Annotated in this window: 14 protein-coding genes; 13 read left to right on the top strand and 1 reads right to left on the bottom strand. The window is 54.0% G+C overall.

Going from position 1 to position 16,396, the window contains the following annotated elements; translation table 11 throughout:
• Positions 1 to 174 precede the first annotated feature (174 nt).
• The 4 genes from CLC93_RS01805 to CLC93_RS01790 all read left to right on the top strand — a co-directional run bounded on the left by CLC93_RS01805 (position 175) and on the right by CLC93_RS01790 (position 6,217).
• Positions 175 to 1,464, top strand: a complete 1,290-nt coding sequence (locus CLC93_RS01805) for an NCS2 family permease (protein WP_095504226.1) — start codon at positions 175 to 177, stop codon at positions 1,462 to 1,464.
• Between the two features lie 203 nt (positions 1,465 to 1,667).
• A complete protein-coding gene (locus CLC93_RS01800; protein ID WP_169902758.1) occupies positions 1,668 to 3,758 on the top strand; it encodes a S8 family peptidase in 2,091 nt (696 codons plus the stop codon).
• A 72-nt stretch (positions 3,759 to 3,830) separates the two neighbouring features.
• Positions 3,831 to 4,967, top strand: coding sequence for a glutamate 5-kinase (gene proB, locus CLC93_RS01795; protein ID WP_095504224.1), 1,137 nt, complete (start codon positions 3,831 to 3,833; stop codon positions 4,965 to 4,967).
• Positions 4,964 to 6,217, top strand: coding sequence for a glutamate-5-semialdehyde dehydrogenase (locus tag CLC93_RS01790; protein ID WP_095504223.1), 1,254 nt, complete (start codon positions 4,964 to 4,966; stop codon positions 6,215 to 6,217). The genes proB and CLC93_RS01790 overlap by 4 nt, the downstream gene beginning before the upstream one ends.
• Before the next feature lie 140 nt (positions 6,218 to 6,357).
• Here CLC93_RS01790 and dusC read toward each other — a convergent pair whose 3' ends face one another.
• Positions 6,358 to 7,293: a tRNA dihydrouridine(16) synthase DusC gene (gene dusC, locus CLC93_RS01785; RefSeq protein WP_095504222.1), complete on the bottom strand. Its 936-nt coding sequence runs from the start codon at positions 7,291 to 7,293 to the stop codon at positions 6,358 to 6,360.
• Positions 7,294 to 7,512: 219 nt separating this feature from the next.
• Here dusC and CLC93_RS01780 point away from each other — a divergent pair, with 219 nt between their 5' ends.
• The 9 genes from CLC93_RS01780 (at position 7,513) to recR (ending at position 16,354) form a co-directional block, all read left to right on the top strand.
• A complete protein-coding gene (locus CLC93_RS01780; protein WP_095504221.1) occupies positions 7,513 to 7,920 on the top strand; it encodes an HvfA family oxazolone/thioamide-modified RiPP metallophore in 408 nt (135 codons plus the stop codon).
• Between the two features lie 274 nt (positions 7,921 to 8,194).
• On the top strand, positions 8,195 to 9,037 hold the full coding sequence (locus CLC93_RS01775) for an HvfB family MNIO-type RiPP peptide maturase (RefSeq protein ID WP_095504220.1): 843 nt from the start codon (positions 8,195 to 8,197) through the stop codon (positions 9,035 to 9,037).
• 9 nt (positions 9,038 to 9,046) lie between these two features.
• A complete protein-coding gene (locus CLC93_RS01770) occupies positions 9,047 to 9,820 on the top strand; it encodes an HvfC family RiPP maturation protein (RefSeq protein ID WP_095504219.1) in 774 nt (257 codons plus the stop codon).
• 338 nt (positions 9,821 to 10,158) lie between these two features.
• Positions 10,159 to 11,208, top strand: a complete 1,050-nt coding sequence (gene rsgA / locus CLC93_RS01765; protein WP_095504527.1) for a ribosome small subunit-dependent GTPase A — start codon at positions 10,159 to 10,161, stop codon at positions 11,206 to 11,208.
• A gap of 86 nt (positions 11,209 to 11,294) precedes the next feature.
• Positions 11,295 to 11,657: a YbaN family protein gene (locus CLC93_RS01760; protein ID WP_095504218.1), complete on the top strand. Its 363-nt coding sequence runs from the start codon at positions 11,295 to 11,297 to the stop codon at positions 11,655 to 11,657.
• Positions 11,658 to 11,768: 111 nt separating this feature from the next.
• The gene (gene apt / locus CLC93_RS01755) at positions 11,769 to 12,314 is read left to right on the top strand and encodes an adenine phosphoribosyltransferase (protein ID WP_095504217.1); all 546 of its coding nucleotides are present in this window, start codon (positions 11,769 to 11,771) and stop codon (positions 12,312 to 12,314) included.
• A gap of 348 nt (positions 12,315 to 12,662) precedes the next feature.
• Entirely contained in the window at positions 12,663 to 15,320 is a 2,658-nt protein-coding gene (gene dnaX, locus CLC93_RS01750) for a DNA polymerase III subunit gamma/tau (RefSeq protein ID WP_095504216.1), read from the top strand.
• Between the two features lie 71 nt (positions 15,321 to 15,391).
• Positions 15,392 to 15,727, top strand: a complete 336-nt coding sequence (locus tag CLC93_RS01745; RefSeq protein WP_095504215.1) for a YbaB/EbfC family nucleoid-associated protein — start codon at positions 15,392 to 15,394, stop codon at positions 15,725 to 15,727.
• Positions 15,728 to 15,754: 27 nt separating this feature from the next.
• Positions 15,755 to 16,354 (top strand): recombination mediator RecR, encoded by a 600-nt coding sequence (gene recR, locus CLC93_RS01740; protein ID WP_095504214.1) that lies wholly within the window; start codon positions 15,755 to 15,757, stop codon positions 16,352 to 16,354.
• Positions 16,355 to 16,396 lie beyond the last annotated feature (42 nt).

The raw sequence follows: 16,396 nt of genomic DNA, 5'->3' as shown, positions 1-16,396 counted from the left end.
TCGCCAAGTTACACACAGGGGACTGTCCCCTATGCTGTTTTGGGGGTGTTTTATCCACAAAAATCACCAAATGCTGAAGCATGCTTTGATCTGCAACATTGCCAGCCTATTCGACTAGGTTCATAATCCGCTGTTAAAACTGCGCTTTAACAATTTTGCAAACTGGACACTCGCATGCTGGAAAAACTGTTTCAACTCAGACAACACGAAACTAATCTGCGCCAAGAAGTGGTCGCCGGTGTAACCACCTTTTTGACCATGGCCTACATTATTTTCGTCAATCCAGCCATGCTCGCCGATGCGGGAATGGACCAAGGGGCGGTGTTTGTTGCCACCTGTTTGGCCGCGGCTATCGGCTGCTTCATCATGGGCTTTGTGGCTAATTACCCCATCGCCTTAGCACCTGGTATGGGACTGAACGCCTTTTTCACCTATACAGTGGTGTTGGAGATGGGACACTCGTGGGAGAGTGCGCTAGGGGCCGTGTTCCTCTCGGGTATCTGCTTCATGATTTTGTCCTTGGTGAAAATTCGCGAGTGGATTGTTAACTCGATCCCTGTGTCGCTGCGAGTGGGTATCGCCGCTGGTATTGGCTTGTTTCTCGCGATTTTGGCGCTGAAAAACGCCGGTATCATTGTGAGCAGCCCTGCCACTTTGGTGACCATGGGGGACATCACCGCCTGGCCGCCGCTGATGGCCGCTTTGGGCTTTTTCCTAATCATTGCGCTGGTGGATCGCGATATAAAAGGGGCGGTGCTCTTAGCGATTTTCGCCGTGACCGTGATTTCGCTGATTGCCGGTGAAGTAAGTTACTCCGGCATCGTATCTGCACCACCCTCGCTCGCGCCGACTCTCTTGAAGATGGACGTCGCAGGGGCACTAGAACTGTCGATGATTAGCGTGGTGTTTGCCTTCTTGTTCGTGGATTTGTTTGATACCTCTGGCACCCTAGTTGGTGTGGCTCAACGGGGTAATTTGCTGGATAAGAATGGGCGTTTGCCGCGTTTGCGCAAAGCGCTTTTGGCCGATTCTGTTGCCACCGTTGCGGGCTCTATGATGGGTACCTCGACAACTACCTCGTACGTAGAGAGCACTGCTGGTGTGGCCGCGGGTGGTCGCACTGGCCTGACCGCTGTGGTGGTTGGCGTGCTGTTCTTGTTCTGCTTATTCTTATCGCCACTGGCGGGTATGGTCCCAGCTTACGCCACTGCACCGGCGCTGTTCTTCGTAGCGATTTTGATGATGGCCGGTTTGGCCAATGTGGACTGGCATGACTTAACCGAGGCGGCACCCGTGGGCGTGGTGTGTTTACTGATGCCGCTAACTTTCTCGATTGCCACGGGTATTGGCTTTGGTTTCATTGCATATGCGGTTATCAAGGCACTCAGCGGCCGCTTTAACGAGTTGAACGCTGGCGTTGTGACCATCGCTGCCTTGTTTATTATCAAGTTTGCTGTGCTCTAAGCGCTAAGCAGACTCGACCCAAAAGCGCGCTCACTGAGCGCGTTTTTTAGTGTTGAGCCAATGCAATAAACGCCACCATGGCCACAGAATCCGGTTTGGATTGAGGATAGACTGGTGCAAAAGGCCATAGTGTTTAAAAAATGGCCATACAAATATTCCAACAAGAATTATGTTGCGGGTGCAAGCCCGTTAGGCTGGGTAGTATGCCAATCAAATCTTCGTCAATTCGTCCGTACAGCCGGGGAGTCCCATTCGCCGCGCTGGCTTTGTTGTGTGTTAGCGGTGCTTCTATTTCTGGCCCTTTTTCTGCCGAATTAGCGCCTACTGACTCAGTGTCAGCCAAATCCCTCGCGAGTGAATCAGTTTCGGCCGAGATGCTGCAACAATACTTAGACTGCCCCGAAGGTGTATGTCCGCAGCAGCAACTACTGATTAAACAAGCGCGCGCTCATTCGCAAGTTGCTGGGGTTCAAACTGAGAACTCAAATACCGCAGCGCAGAGTTATGGAACGCTTGCGCTAAAGCCTTATCGCCAATCATCTGTGACTCAGCTGCAAAGCACTAGTCTGAGTGCTGGCGATGGTGCCGAGCCGCATTGGAGCCAAGCCTGGTCAAGACTCGAACTCAGCTCAAATCCCATCGAACGTCAGGCTCAACTACAAGCGCTAGCCGAGCTACGCCGACAACAACCCGACTTAGTGGTCGAAGCACCGCAACCTCGCTATTTGACCGGCTTTCAAAATCAAACTGAAATACCGCACACCGAGCCGGGTTGGCAGTGGTCCGCCATCGACTTATTGGGAGCAAGAGACTGGCTGGCCAGCAAGAGCAACGGCACCAGGCCTATCGTGGTGGCGGTCATCGACTCAGGGATCGATTACACCCACCCCGACCTACAACCCTTCATGTGGCGTAACCCCGCGGAAATTGAAGGCGACGGCATCGATAACGACGGCAACGGCATTATCGATGATATCCACGGCGCCAGCTTTGGCGGCAGCGAGCATCACGGTGAGCCTATGGACACCGATGGTCACGGCACCCATGTGGCCGGCATTCTGGCGCAGATGTTAGCCGAGCTAAAAGACACAGGCATTGCCGATATTCGCATTATGGCCATCAAAGCGACCTCGGATAAGCTTCTGTATAGCAACGATATTGCTGAGGCGGTGGATTATGCCGTATCCATGGGCGTTGACGTGATTAACATGTCCTTTGGTGGCAGCGTGCCAAGCCAACTGGAACAAGATGCCATTAGCTCGGCGTTTAAGCGAAGCTTGCTAGTGGCCTCGGCGGGCAATAGCGGCAAGCCAAATAGCAGTGATTGCCAAACCCAAGCGACGACTCGCTTTTATCCGGCGGCTTACCCATACGTGGTTGGCGTGATGGCCAGTCAACCCCAGCTCGATGAGGCCAGTCCGGCAATGGCGGCTTTTTCGAACTGGGACTGTGTGCCGGGCGATGAGCTTGAATATGAGATCATGGCGCCGGGATTGGGGATTTATTCCACACTGCCTAACAATCAATACGCCAGCTGGAATGGCACCTCGATGGCCTCGCCAATTGTGGCGGCCACCTTGGCGGTGATGAATCAGGACAATCCGGGCGAGAGTCATCGCGAGTTGACCTTGCGCTTGCTAGAGGGCTCACCAATGACTTATGCGCACACGCTAAGTGATGGCGAGGTTCAACTGAGCTACCCCAAGCTCGACCTTTTAAAAGCACTGCAACAGGCGCCCGTGCCTCTGCTGAGCTTATCGCAATTGCTGGTGTACCCAAGCACAGACAACTTACCTGGCAGCGCCGCTGCTAACCCGAAAGTCAGTCAGCTGTCACCAGGGCAAAGCTACGATTTGGCGCTAGAGCTGCACAACTACAAACAAGCCGGCATCGAGCTCTCGGTGCAAATGCTGGCCACTGATGCCAATGGCAATACCAGCGAGTATGTGAAGTTCAGCCGCGATACTCAGCAGTGGCCAGCGGCAGAGCCAAGCGCGCTGTTGAGCAACGGTTTGCTGTTAGATGCCAGTGAGCAAGTCATCGGCGCTGAGCAGCCGTTTCGCTTTGAAGTGGCCGAAGGGGTTGAAGGCACTCACACCGTCAAACTCATCGCCGATGTGGTGTTTGAGTATCGCTTTGACCCACAACCTAGGGGCCAGTATCGAGCGCGAGTCGAGCGTAGCATGACTTTAGTGGGCGAAACTCCTGAAACTGGCGGCAGCAGCGGTGGCAGTTGGGGCTTTGGCGCGCTTATTGGTTTGTTAATCGCCGCTTGGCGTCGCAAACTCGCATAAGCAAAAGAATTCAATTCAAAAGCGCTGTTGGCTTGTCTAGACTGGAGATCTCTTAATTAGTAAGGGTTCACAGTGAGCACAAACTATCAGCGCATCGTTGTAAAGCTAGGCACTAGCGTACTAACCGGCGGCAGCGATCGACTCAACTCGGCGCGCATGGTCGAATTGGTGCGACAAATGGCCGTGTTGCGTCAAGCCGGTACCGAAGTCATCCTGTGTACTTCGGGCGCGATGGCGGCTGGGCGTGAGCATTTAGGCTTCCCGGCCCTGAGCGACAGCATGGCCGACAAGCAGCTGTTGGCGGCGGTTGGTCAAACTCAGTTGATCCAGCGTTGGGAAAACCTTTTTCAAATCTACGGCTTGCACGTGGGGCAATTGCTGCTCACCGGCGCCGATCTGCGCGATCGCGAGCGCTATCTCAACGCCCAAGACACTCTAAACGCATTACTCAGCCACGGCATTATTCCTGTGGTCAACGAGAATGACGCGGTGGCGACCACAGAAATTAAAGTCGGCGATAACGATAATTTGTCGGCTCGAGCCGCGTTGCTGGGGCAAGCGGATTTACTGGTGTTGCTCACCGACCAAGACGGGCTGTTTGATGCTGATCCGAGAAGCAACCCTCAGGCGCAATTGATTGAACGGGTCGATGCAATCACTCCCCAGGTGTTAGCTTTGGCCGGAGGCAGCGGCACTCATTTGGGCACCGGCGGCATGGCCACCAAACTGCAAGCGGCGCAGCTGGCGCAACGGGCTGGCATTGAGGTGATCATTGCTGCGGGTGGTCGCGATAATGTGTTGCTGGATGCGTTTGCCAAACGCTCGGTGGGCACTCGAGTCAGCGCTCATGCCAATCGCTTAGAAAGCCGCAAGCAATGGCTACTGGCGGGCCCTAAAGCCAGAGGCAAACTGATTTTAGACAGCGGTGCGGTCAATGCGATTAGCAGTCAAGGCCGCAGCTTGTTGGCCAAAGGCATTATCGATTGCCAGGGCGAGTTTGAGCGCGGTGCTTTAGTGGCTTTGCACAGTGAAACTGGTGAGCTACTCGCTCAAGGGCTAAGCCGCTACAACGCCAACGATATCACGCGGATCCGCGGCCAACACTCGCAAGCCATCGGCGAGCGCTTGGGCTATGACTACGGCAAAGTAGTGGTCCACAGAAATGACTTGGTGTTGCAGCCGGTGAGCTTAGCAGGAGAGCAAAAATGACAGATTTAATCGGCATGGGCCAAGCGGCTCGCAAGGCCTGTCGCGAGCTGGCCAACCTAAGCGCGCCGGCCAAGAATCGCTTGTTGCAAGCGATAGCCGAACAGCTTGACGCGCAGGCACCAGAGATTCTGGCGGCCAATCAAGTGGACATGCAAGCAGCCAAGCAAAAAGGCTTAGCCGATGCCATGCTTGATCGTTTGCTGCTCGATAGCCAGCGCCTGCAAGGCATTATCTCTGATATTCAGCAGGTGATTAGCCTGCCAGACCCGGTTGGCGTTGAACTTGATAGCCAGCGCTTAGACAATGGCCTTCGCCTGCTCAAGCGACGTATTCCACTGGGTGTGCTAGGGGTTATCTACGAAGCGCGACCAAACGTAACGGTGGATATTAGCGTGTTGGCGCTAAAAACCGGCAATGCGGCGATATTGCGTGGCGGTCGCGAGACCCTGAATACTAACCAGGCCTTGCTAAAGGCGATTCAAGCCGCTTTGAGTGAGTGCCAGCTGGACTCGAACACCATTCAGTTGATTCAAGACCCGGATCGGGCCTTAGTCGGCCAACTGCTAACCATGGATGAGTATGTGGATATGATCATTCCTCGTGGTGGGCCAAAGCTTCAGGCAGTGTGTCGCGAGCAGGCTAGCGTGCCTGTGATCACTGGCGGCATTGGTATTTGCCATATGCTGCTCGACAAGCGTGCGGATCTGACTAAAGCGACCGAGCTGGTGATTAATGCCAAAGTGCAGCGACCAACGGTTTGCAACGCGCTAGATACGCTGTTGGTGCATCAAGATTGTGATACTGATGCCATGCTCGACTTGCTAAAGGCCGTCCATGGGCAAGGGGTTAGTCTAAAGGGCTGTCCTTTGGCGGTGGCGCGTTGGCCACAACTGGATATCGCGACCGCCATTGATGGCGATTGGGATACCGAATGGTTGGGCTTAACCCTTGGAGTTAAGCTGGTGGCCAGCATAGATGCCGCGATTGAGCACATTGATGCGCACTCATCTGGGCACAGCGAGGCGATCATTACTGATGATTTGGCCGCCAGTCAGCAGTTTGTCGACCAAGTGCAATCGGCAGCAGTGTACGTTAACGCCAGTACTCGTTTTACCGATGGGGCCGAGTTTGGCTTAGGTGCCGAGGTGGCAGTGAGCACTCAAAAGCTGCATGCCCGCGGTCCTATGGGGCTGGAAGCACTAACCAGTTACAAGTGGATTGGCTACGGCGATTATTTGGCTCGAAGCTAATTGGCAGAGCGACTTGAAGCACTGAAGCACTGAAGAGCGAAAGCACTGAAGACTTACTGGAAGAGCCGCACCAATTTGTTGGGCTATGTCAGTTGCGGCTTTGTTGATGGTGGCAAGCTCAGGGCTTTGATGCCAGCGAGCTAGGCCGCCACCGACAATAACGGCCGAATTGCCTCGGGCGCCTTTAACGGCTTGATTTGGTCGAACATGTCGCGCGCTTCCGGGTAGCTTTTGACCAAATAGGTAAACCACTGCTTGACTCGGTTGGCAAAATACAGGCCCTTGTCGCCTTCCATTTCTAAATGACTGTAGCGTTGCAATAGCTCAACCACTTCTTCCCAGGCCAGCGAGGGGGTTTGCTGTTTGACCATGGCTCCAAGGTTAGGGCGGTTAAGCGCCCCGCGTCCCACCATTAAATCGCTGCAACCGGTGGCCTCAAGACAAGCTTGTGCCGAGGCCCAATCGACAATATCGCCATTGGCCACCACGTTGATATCCAGCGCGCGGTTAATATCGCCAATGCGCTGCCAGTCCACCGTGCCTTTGCGATAACCGTCTTCCTTGGTGCGCCCGTGCACCGCCAGCTCGCTCGCGCCGGCTTGTTGAATAAGCCCGGCGATATCGACCGCTTGTTGGGTGGAATCCCAACCCAAACGCATTTTGGCGGTGACAGGTAAATCGCTTGGCACGGCTTGGCGCACCGCATCCACCACCTCAAACACGCTATGCGGCTCTTTGAGCAACACAGCTCCACCTTTGGAGCGATTGACCAGTTTGGCCGGACAACCAAAGTTAAGGTCCACGCCCGGCGAGCCAAGCTCGATAGCGCGCTTGGCGTTGGCGGCCATTTTGGCTGGATCTTGGCCTAGCAGCTGAACTCGCACTGTGGTGCCACTAGAGGTGACACAACCATTCTTAAGCTCTGGGCAAAGTTTGAAGAAACTGCGCTCTGGTAGCAGCCCATCAGATACTCGCACGAACTCGGTAACGCACAGATCATAAGGATTAATCTGGGTTAAAAGTTCGCGCATTAGGTGGTCGAGTACCCCTTGCATCGGGGCGAGTATCAGTCGCATAGGCTCGTCAGGCGTAGGTTTTGCTTAAAATTGGCGGCAGTCTAGCGCGTTTAAGCCTAAATGCGAGTGGAAATTGTTGCAACTTGTGTGTTTTTTGCTCAATTAAGAAAAATTGTTGCTAGGATGTAATAGAACCGACATGGCTCGGGTCTTATTAACCAAGCCAGCATCAGCGCTGGTTGCCTAAGCAAGGTTAGCAACTTAAAAAGGGTACAGATTATGAACAACGTAAAGAAAACTTCCGTGGCAGCGGCGCTGGGTGCAGTAGTATTGGGCGCGTCAATCGCGCCAATGGACGCACAAGCAGCACCTTTCGGTTTCCAGTCTATGGAGCAGGGCTATCAAATCATGGGCGGCCATGGTGAGAAAGGCAAAGAAGGTAAGTGCGGCGAAGGCAAATGCGGTGAAGGTAAGTGCGGTGGCGATAAAGCTAAAGCCCACGGTGACAAAGCCAAAGAAGGTAAGTGTGGCGAGGGCAAATGCGGCGAAGGTAAGTGCGGTGGCGACAAAGCCAAAGCCCACGGTGAAAAAGCCAAAGAAGGTAAGTGTGGCGAAGGTAAGTGCGGCGGCGACAGCAAGTCGAAAGAAGCCAAGTGTGGTGAAGGCAAATGTGGCGGTGCTGCATAAGCTAGCCAACCTCTAGCCAGAGACACGACAGCCGGCCTTTGGGTCGGCTGTATTGTTAAGGGGCACTCAATAGTTGAGCTTTGAGCTCTGGTATTGAGTCGAATGAGTATTGCAGCCCAGTGGTTTCAAACCAAAGCAGTAATAAGCTAAGGCTTTTATGAACAAAAGCTTCATCAAATCAGAGCAGTACGAAACTCGGCTAGTAGAAAACCAGGGTTTTGATTTAATCTAAATAACACATCCACAATTGATAGGATGGCCGCAAGGAGTTGTTATGCCAACACAGTTTGAAGGACCGCTGACCGGACTCGGTCTACGCCGAGAGATGCTCGATGAGTTTTGCCAGCAGTTACCGCAAGACATCGACTTTCTAGAAGTCGCTCCGGAAAACTGGATGGCCTTAGGCGGCCGTCTGCAAAAGCAATTTCGCCAGCTCACCGAGCGCCATCGCTTTGTGCTGCATGGTTTATCGTTATCCATTGGTTCTCCCGCTGAGCTGGACGTGGAGTTTGTTCGCCAGGTTAAAGCCTTTATGGACCTGCACAATATTGAGTGGTACTCGGAGCACTTAAGCTACTGCTCTGGCGAGGGCCACATGTACGACTTGATGCCGATTCCTTTTACCGAAGAGGCGGTGGCGCATGTGGTGTCTCGAGTCAAACAAGTCCAGGACATACTCGAGCGTCCGTTGATCTTAGAAAACGTCAGCTACTACGCCGCACCTGGCCAGCAAATGGACGAGCTTAGCTTTACTCAAGCGGTGCTGTCCGAGTCAAACTGTCAGTTGCTGCTTGATGTGAACAACATCTATGTGAATTCGGTAAACCACGGCTACGACGCCGAAACCTTTTTGGCCGGGCTGCCGACTGAACGCATTCGCTACATGCACATGGCCGGACACTATGTAGAGGCGGAAGACCTGCTAGTCGACACCCATGGCGCGGCGGTGTGCGACCCGGTTTGGGAGTTGCTGGAAAAAGCCTACGCCATTCACGGCGTGCATCCGACCTTGCTCGAGCGCGACTTTAATATTCCACCAACCTCAGAGCTGTTACCCGAGCTGCAGCGCATTCATCAATTGCAAAATGCCGCAGCGCCGGCCGTGCTGACCGCGTAAGGAGGCGATATGCAGGATTCAAGCAAGGACGTCAGCGTCGACTTTAAAATGGTTCAGCAGGCCTTTATGGACAGTATTCGCGATCCCGATGGCGCGCCATTGCCCGAAGGGGTGAGCGCGCGGCGCATGAAGGTTTATCAAGAGTTGTTTTTCAATAATGTGTCGGGGTTTGTGGATGCCGCCTTTCCGGTGCTGAAAAGCTTGTTTAGCGATGATGGTTGGCTCGCGCTGCAGCGCAAGTTCTTCGCCGAGCACAATTGTCAGTCGCCGCTGTTTATCGATATCTCTCAGGAGTTTATCGAGTACTTATCGGCTAACCCGCAGGTGTTACCGCAAAAATTTGGCTTTGCGTTGGAGCTCGCTCACTACGAGTGGCTGGAATTGAAGGTCTCTTCAAGCCTTGGGGTCGAGTCGCAACGCTTGAGCTCCGATGCATTGGATAAGGCCAAATTGTGTGTCCATCAGGCGGTGGCGATTGCTCAGTATCAGTGGCCGGTGCAGCACATCAGTGTCGACCAGCTACCTGATGAGCCGCTAGAGCACCCAGTATTTTTAGCCTTGTATCGCGATGAAGACGACGATGTAAACTTCATTCAACTCGATGGGTTTAGTGCGCAGTTGCTGAGTTTGCTGCAAAGCCAACCTGGAATGAGTCTAAGCGAACTACAAGCCTGGGTGGTGGAGCAATTCCCGACTTATGAGGAGTCGGTGCTAGTGAATGGTTTAAATCAGTTATTGGCGCAAATGGCCGAGCGTGGCGTGGTGCGCGGACTGCTTGGCTAGTGGATGATTTGTGCTTCGCTGCTGGTTTGTGATTCGCCACTGGTTTGTGCCAGTGCTACTGGTTTGTGATTCGCCACTCGTTAGTACTTCGCGAACGGCTGGTGTTTTGCGAACTACGAGTGCTTCGCGAACTACTAGTGCTTCGTGAAGCGCTAGAGCTGGAATCTGCGCACCTTGGTAGCCAAGGTTCTCGCTAGGTTTTTTGGGACTCCTTGGCAGTGTCGCGAGGCCGCTCGCAAAAAATGCAGCACACACTTAGTTTGCAATCGGTTTTTGCTAAACTAGCGCAATCGCGCCTGCGCTCAAATCGCAGGCCCTTTCGTTTTTCGGAGCGCGTTATGTCCGCCTATTCGCTTGCCCAGTTGGGCTGGAACCCATTTTTTCAACAACAACTGACATTGGATGAGTATCAGGATACTCGTGCGATGCGCGTGTGCGAGCAGCACAGAAATCGGCTGGTTTTGATCGGCGAGTCTGGCTTGGCAGATTTTGCTCTAGTCGGGCAATTGCCAGCGATTTCGGTGGGAGACTGGTTGTTGCTGTCAACTGAGGGCGAGTTCATTCGTCGTCTAGATCGCGCCACCGAGTTTCGTCGCAAAGCCGCCGGCGCCAAGATAGACGAGCAGATGATTGCGGTTAACGTGGACACTGTGTTTATCGTGATGTCACTCAATCAGGACTTTAAGCTCAGTCGCGTCGAGCGCTACTTAACTCTGGTCAACGAAGCTGGGGCTGAGTCTGTGGTGGTCCTGACCAAAAAGGATTTGTGCGAGTCGCTCGAGCAGGCCGATGAATTGGTCGCTCAGGTACAAGCGCTGGACCCATTATTGAATGTGGTGGCGCTTAACGCCTTGGACAGCGAAGCCGCTGCTGCACTGGCCCCTTGGTGTCGTTCTGGTAAGACTTTAGCGTTAATGGGCTCGTCTGGTGTGGGTAAGTCGACGCTGGTGAACACCATCATTGGTGATGCCCAACAAGCCACTGCGAATATTCGCGAAGACGATAGCAAAGGCCGTCACACCACTACATCGCGTTCGATTCACCTGACACCGGTAGGGGCTGTGCTAATGGATACCCCGGGGATGCGCGAGCTGCAGTTAACCGACGTGGATGAGGGGCTGTCGCTCACCTTTGCCGATGTAGAGGCGTTGGCCGAGCAATGTCGTTTTGGCGATTGTCAGCATCAGGCTGAGCCTGGCTGCGCTATTCAAGCGGCGTTAGCCTCTGGTGAGCTCGATGCTCGTCGCTTTAATAACTATCTGAAGCTCGCGCGCGAACAGGCGCTCAATTCGGCCTCTTTGGCGGAAAAGCGCGCCAAGGACAAAGCGCTAGGCAAAATGTATCGCGCCGTGCAAGGCGAGTCTCGTCGACGCAAGAAAGGCGGCTAGGCGGCACCTTAAGGACATGGCGGCTGTTCACATTCTGCTAACTCAAACGTTTACATTGTGTTGCCGGGCACTTAGCCTAGGTGGCTATGATTAAGCGCAGTTTTTACCTAGTCGGCGGGCTGTTGAGTCTCGCTCTAGGCACGCTCGGGGTGGTTTTACCCCTGCTTCCCACCGTCCCATTTATTCTGTTGGCGGCGTTTTGCTTTGCCCGCTCGAGTCAGCGTCTAAACGACTGGCTGCATGAGCACCCTTGGTTCGCGCAAGCCCTTAAAGATTGGGAAGAAAAGCGCGCGGTCAACGCTCGTTTGAAAAAACGCGCCTTTGTGGTGGTTTTGCTAAGCTTTAGCCTCAGTATTGCCGTGGTTCCCCTGATGTGGGTGAAAATCATGCTGGCTTGTATGTGCTGTGGCTTGCTTTGGTATTTGTACCGCTTGCCGGAAACCGACTAGGGCGAAATTTGACTCTCTAGACAAGCCCACGAAATAGCGCTTGCAGTGCCGAGTTGGCTGTGAATAATGTTCTTTTTTAATCAAAGTAGCCGCATGGCGGTCAAGTGAATTATGAATCCTGAAAGCTTAGCTCTGATCAAGCAGAGCATTAAAACCATTCCTGATTACCCGAAAGCCGGCATCATGTTCCGCGACGTCATGTCGTTGATCGAAGACGCCAAAGCTTTCCAGCTGACTATCGATTTGCTGGCAGAGCGTTTCGAAGGCCAAGGCTTTACCAAGGTAGTGGGTACTGAAGCTCGCGGGTTCTTGTTTGGCGCTCCTTTAGCGCTGCGCTTGGGCGTAGGTTTTGTGCCTGTGCGCAAGCCGGGCAAATTGCCACGGGCTGTGATTGCCGAGTCTTATGAGCTGGAATACGGCCAAGACGTTTTGGAATTGCACCAAGACGCCATAGGTCCAGAAGACAAGGTATTAGTAGTCGACGATTTGCTGGCCACCGGCGGTACCATTGAAGCCACAGTTAAGCTGATCCGCCGCCGTGGCGGTGAAGTGAAAGAAGCGGCTTTCGTGATCTCGTTGCCGGATATTGGTGGTGAGCACCGCTTGAAGAACATGGGCATCAACGTGACCGCGTTGGTGGAGTTCGAAGGCGACTAGGCTTTGTGGTTTTGGGCACTGAGCTTGCCGGTGCCCTCGCTGCTTTGCTCTTGTCATTCTCGCGAACGCGAGAATCCACCCAACCGCCACAAGCAAAAAGCCGGAATCTACCCAACCGCCACAAGCAAACTGTTAAGCCCTCTACCCTTCTTTCGCCCAAATGAAGTGCCTAAAAGAGAACGCCTCAGCCCTAAGAGTTACACAATAGCTTTTACCCAAGAGCAGTCCCTCATTCCTTTGGGTGACCCCCTCCCACTTTTTGCGATTCCCCCTAGATTCTCGGTTAGCGATTCCACCCGCCTGTGGTAGCATGGAAATCAATCACATGGGAGAGAACCGGGGAGCTTCATGTCCTATCAAGTGTTAGCCCGCAAATGGCGTCCAGGCCGCTTCGAGCAAGTGGTTGGCCAAGCGCACGTTTTAGCGGCTCTAACCAACGCCTTACAGCAGGATCGCTTGCATCACGCCTACCTTTTTTCTGGCACTCGCGGTGTGGGTAAAACCACGCTGGCGCGTTTGTTTGCCAAAGGCCTAAATTGCGAAACTGGCGTTACCAGCGAACCGTGCGGTCAATGTTCCGCTTGTTTGGAGATCGCTGAAGGGCGCTTTGTTGACTTGATTGAAGTGGACGCCGCCTCGCGTACCAAGGTCGACGATACTCGCGAAATCTTAGAAAACGTGCAGTACCGTCCCGCTCGCGGTCGCTACAAGGTGTACTTGATTGACGAAGTGCACATGCTTTCTAAAGCCAGTTTTAATGCCTTGCTAAAAACCCTGGAAGAGCCGCCAGAGCATGTGAAGTTCTTGCTGGCGACCACGGATCCGCAAAAGCTGCCGATCACTGTGCTCTCTCGCTGTCTACAGTTTAATCTCAAAGCGCTAACCGTTGAGCAAATTGGCGCTCAAATTGAACGCATTTTGCAGGCAGAAAATATCGCGTTTGATGCTGGAGCCTCCTTGTTGTTAGCACGCGCCGCGCAAGGCAGTATGCGTGACGGTTTAAGCCTGACCGACCAGGCTATCGCCCATGGCGGCGGTCAATTGCAACTGGCCTCGGTTGAACAAATGCTGGGTGCCTTGGACGAAGATTCGGTTAATCGCTTGCTGCAAGGGATCATCGATGGCGAAGTGGCGCCTATGCTGGAGCAAGTGGATAATGTGCTGGGCTTTGGCGGTGATGCCGAGTCTGTGCTGGTGGCCATGTTGCGTCGTCTGCATGAAGTAGCACTCGCTCAGTTCAGCCCGCATGCATTGCAAATCGCTTCGCATCCCGAGTCGGTTGCTGCTTTGGCAAAAGCGCTTGCGCCCGAGCAAGTGCAGCTTTACTACAAGATTTTATTGGAAGGTCGTCGCGAGTTAGCCCATGCACCGGATGCGCGTGCTGGGTTAGAAATGGCGTTATTGCGCGCTTTGGCATTTGCCCCTGAGCAAAGCGAGTCCGTGTTTAGTGCTAAGCCATTGGGCAGTGGACAACTGGCGGGAGAATCTGGGGTGCAGAGTGCGTCGGCACAAGCTGTTAGCCAACCTGTAGATAGCGCACCAGCACCACAAGCGGTCGTACCTGAGCAACCTCAAACGCCAGCTTCACCCCAGGCAAGTGTTGCCAGTCAAACTGGCGCACAGCCTGTAGCTTCACAGCCTCAAAGCCAGCCAATGGCTGACGTTCAGCGTCAAGCCCAAGCGGCCAATGCACGACAAGACGAGTCGCTGCTATTTGCGGAACAGCAAGAAATCATGGCTCAGGCCGAATCCTTAACCGGCGGTGCTTCAGAGGTTAATCTTGAGCATGCGGTGATGGCGGCCAACGCCGAAGCCGAGCAAGCGCATAGTCAGCCAGCCTTTGAGTCGCCGGAGCAAAATGCACCTCAGTCACAGGTGCCCGCGCAAGAAACCTCAGAGTTTGGCCTGCAGGGCGCACCGGCCAGCGCACCTGTTGCGCAGCCGCCACAAGCGCCACAGCAACCGCTTAGCAACCAAGCTAGCCCAGTGCCGGCGACGTCTGTACAACCGCCTCAAGCTTCATCGCCGTCGCCACAAGCGTCTGACGAAGCGGACTTGTTTGAAGATGAGTTGTTGCAAGCGGCCTTGGCCAATCGCGACCAACTGCGGGCCAGTATGACCCAAGCCGAGGGAGACACCCCGGCAAAAAAGTCACCAGCTAGCGAGCCCAAACCGCAGCCGCGCGGTCCGGCCGCTTCAGCCGGTGCTTTGCAAAGTCGGGAACCTCATAAATCGGAGTTGCCTAATCAGGAGTCGCATAAAGCGGAGTCGCAAAATCAGGGCCTGCAACATCAGCAAGCCCAACATCAGCCTATATCTGAGTTAGCGACGCTTGAGCACCCTGTAGCTAACCCGCCTGACAGCGAAAATGTAAGCGCAACGGATCTCACGCCGGCAGCGCCTGCAGTTCAGCCTGAGCCTGTCGAGCCAGCTGTGTCTGGGCCCAAATCCCAGGTCAGTGATGTGAACGCGCCGAGTGCAGCGATAGCTGTCGAGCCCGATCCCATGCACAAGCCAGAGGCAGAGGCAGTTCCAGCACTCGAAACGAGCCGGCTACCAGCGCAACCCAACCAATTGCTGCAAATCATGTCACAAGGTCCACAGCCGGACCTGGCCTGGTACAAAAGCCTATCTATGATCAAAGTGGGCGGACGCATTCGCCAGCTAGCCATTAATTCCGTGGCCGACATACAAGGTGAACATTTGCGGCTGCAGCTCAAGCCAGACCAAAAGCACTTGGCCGCTGAAAAAGCGATAACTGCACTGCAAAGCGCACTGCAAGAATGGTTTGGACAACCGCTAAACTTAGAAGTGGTGGTAGGTGAGCCTCAAGGTCGCGAAACGCCTTTGATGATCCGCCGTCGCTTCCATAAGGAACTGCTGCAAGAGAGCCAGTCGCATATGAATTCCGATCCTTTGATCCAGCGACTGCAAACTGAACTTGGAGCGACCTTAGACTGGGATAGCCTCAAATATCCCGAACACATGCTGACCGAGCGGGTCTAAAACGTTGCACTGGCGGGGCAAATGAGTAACATAAGCCCGCACAAGATGAATTAACCAAGCGAGAGACGATTATGTTTGGAAAAGGTGGTATGGGCAACCTGATGAAACAGGCCCAACAGATGCAAGACCGTATGGCGAAAGTGCAAGAAGAAATCGCTCGCATGGAAGTCACCGGTGAAGCTGGCGCTGGTATGGTAAAAGTCACCATGAACGGCGCGCATAACGTCCGTCGCGTTGAAATCGACCCAAGTTTGTTGGGCGATGAGGACGAAAAAGAGATGTTGGAAGACTTGATCGCTGCCGCTTGTAACGATGCCGCGCGCCGCGTTGAAGAAAACCAAAAGTCGAAAATGGCTGAAGTAACCGGCGGCATGAACTTGCCACCAGGTTTCAAAATGCCATTCTAATTGGCGCTTTAGGACTCAAACGCATCCATGAAATTTAGCCCATTAGTCGACGAGCTAATCCAAGCCTTTAAAGTCTTACCTGGAGTTGGACCAAAATCCGCTCAACGTATGGCTTTTCAGCTGCTTGAGCGTCAACGCGCTGGTGGGATGAAACTTGGACGCGCTTTGGACGCGGCAATGACCCAAGTGGACCATTGTCGCGACTGCCGCACCTTCACTGAAGAAGAGCTGTGCAGTATTTGTGCTAGCCCACGCCGTGGCGAAGCCCGCCAGTTGTGTGTGGTAGAAAGCCCCGCAGACGTATTAGCAATCGAAGCCTCTGGCCACTACTCGGGTAAATACTTCGTGCTGATGGGGCACTTATCGCCCTTAGACGGCATTGGCCCCGACGACCTTGGCCTCGACATTCTGGCCAAACGCTTAGCTTCGGGTGACGTTAGCGAGCTCATTCTGGCCACCAACCCCACCGTCGAAGGCGAAGCCACCGCGCACTACATCGCCGAGCTGGCCAAACAACACGAACTCAAAGTGTCCCGTATCGCCCACGGCGTCCCAGTCGGCGGCGAACTCGAATATGTCGATGGCACCACTCTGGCACTCAGTTTCTCCGGCCGCCAACAAGTCTAGCCCCTCTCTTTCCCATACACTGTGGATAAACACCCCACTTTT

Origin of the sequence: Paraferrimonas sedimenticola, assembly GCF_002282855.1 — a bacterium.
Classification (GTDB): Bacteria; Pseudomonadota; Gammaproteobacteria; order Enterobacterales; family Shewanellaceae; genus Paraferrimonas; species Paraferrimonas sedimenticola.
Note: the sequence above shows the minus strand (reverse complement) of the source record. Positions and strands in the feature narration are given on the sequence as shown.

Coding starts and splice junctions, on each gene's coding strand:
- dnaX (WP_095504216.1), top strand. CDS start 12,663: ATGTCCTATCAAGTGTTAGCCCGCAAATGGCGTCCAGGCCGCTTCGAG.
- rsgA (WP_095504527.1), top strand. CDS start 10,159: ATGTCCGCCTATTCGCTTGCCCAGTTGGGCTGGAACCCATTTTTTCAA.
- recR (WP_095504214.1), top strand. CDS start 15,755: ATGAAATTTAGCCCATTAGTCGACGAGCTAATCCAAGCCTTTAAAGTC.
- CLC93_RS01745 (WP_095504215.1), top strand. CDS start 15,392: ATGTTTGGAAAAGGTGGTATGGGCAACCTGATGAAACAGGCCCAACAG.
- CLC93_RS01800 (WP_169902758.1), top strand. CDS start 1,668: ATGCCAATCAAATCTTCGTCAATTCGTCCGTACAGCCGGGGAGTCCCA.
- CLC93_RS01770 (WP_095504219.1), top strand. CDS start 9,047: ATGCAGGATTCAAGCAAGGACGTCAGCGTCGACTTTAAAATGGTTCAG.
- dusC (WP_095504222.1), bottom strand. CDS start 7,293: ATGCGACTGATACTCGCCCCGATGCAAGGGGTACTCGACCACCTAATG.
- CLC93_RS01775 (WP_095504220.1), top strand. CDS start 8,195: ATGCCAACACAGTTTGAAGGACCGCTGACCGGACTCGGTCTACGCCGA.
- apt (WP_095504217.1), top strand. CDS start 11,769: ATGAATCCTGAAAGCTTAGCTCTGATCAAGCAGAGCATTAAAACCATT.
- CLC93_RS01790 (WP_095504223.1), top strand. CDS start 4,964: ATGACAGATTTAATCGGCATGGGCCAAGCGGCTCGCAAGGCCTGTCGC.
- CLC93_RS01805 (WP_095504226.1), top strand. CDS start 175: ATGCTGGAAAAACTGTTTCAACTCAGACAACACGAAACTAATCTGCGC.
- CLC93_RS01780 (WP_095504221.1), top strand. CDS start 7,513: ATGAACAACGTAAAGAAAACTTCCGTGGCAGCGGCGCTGGGTGCAGTA.
- CLC93_RS01760 (WP_095504218.1), top strand. CDS start 11,295: ATGATTAAGCGCAGTTTTTACCTAGTCGGCGGGCTGTTGAGTCTCGCT.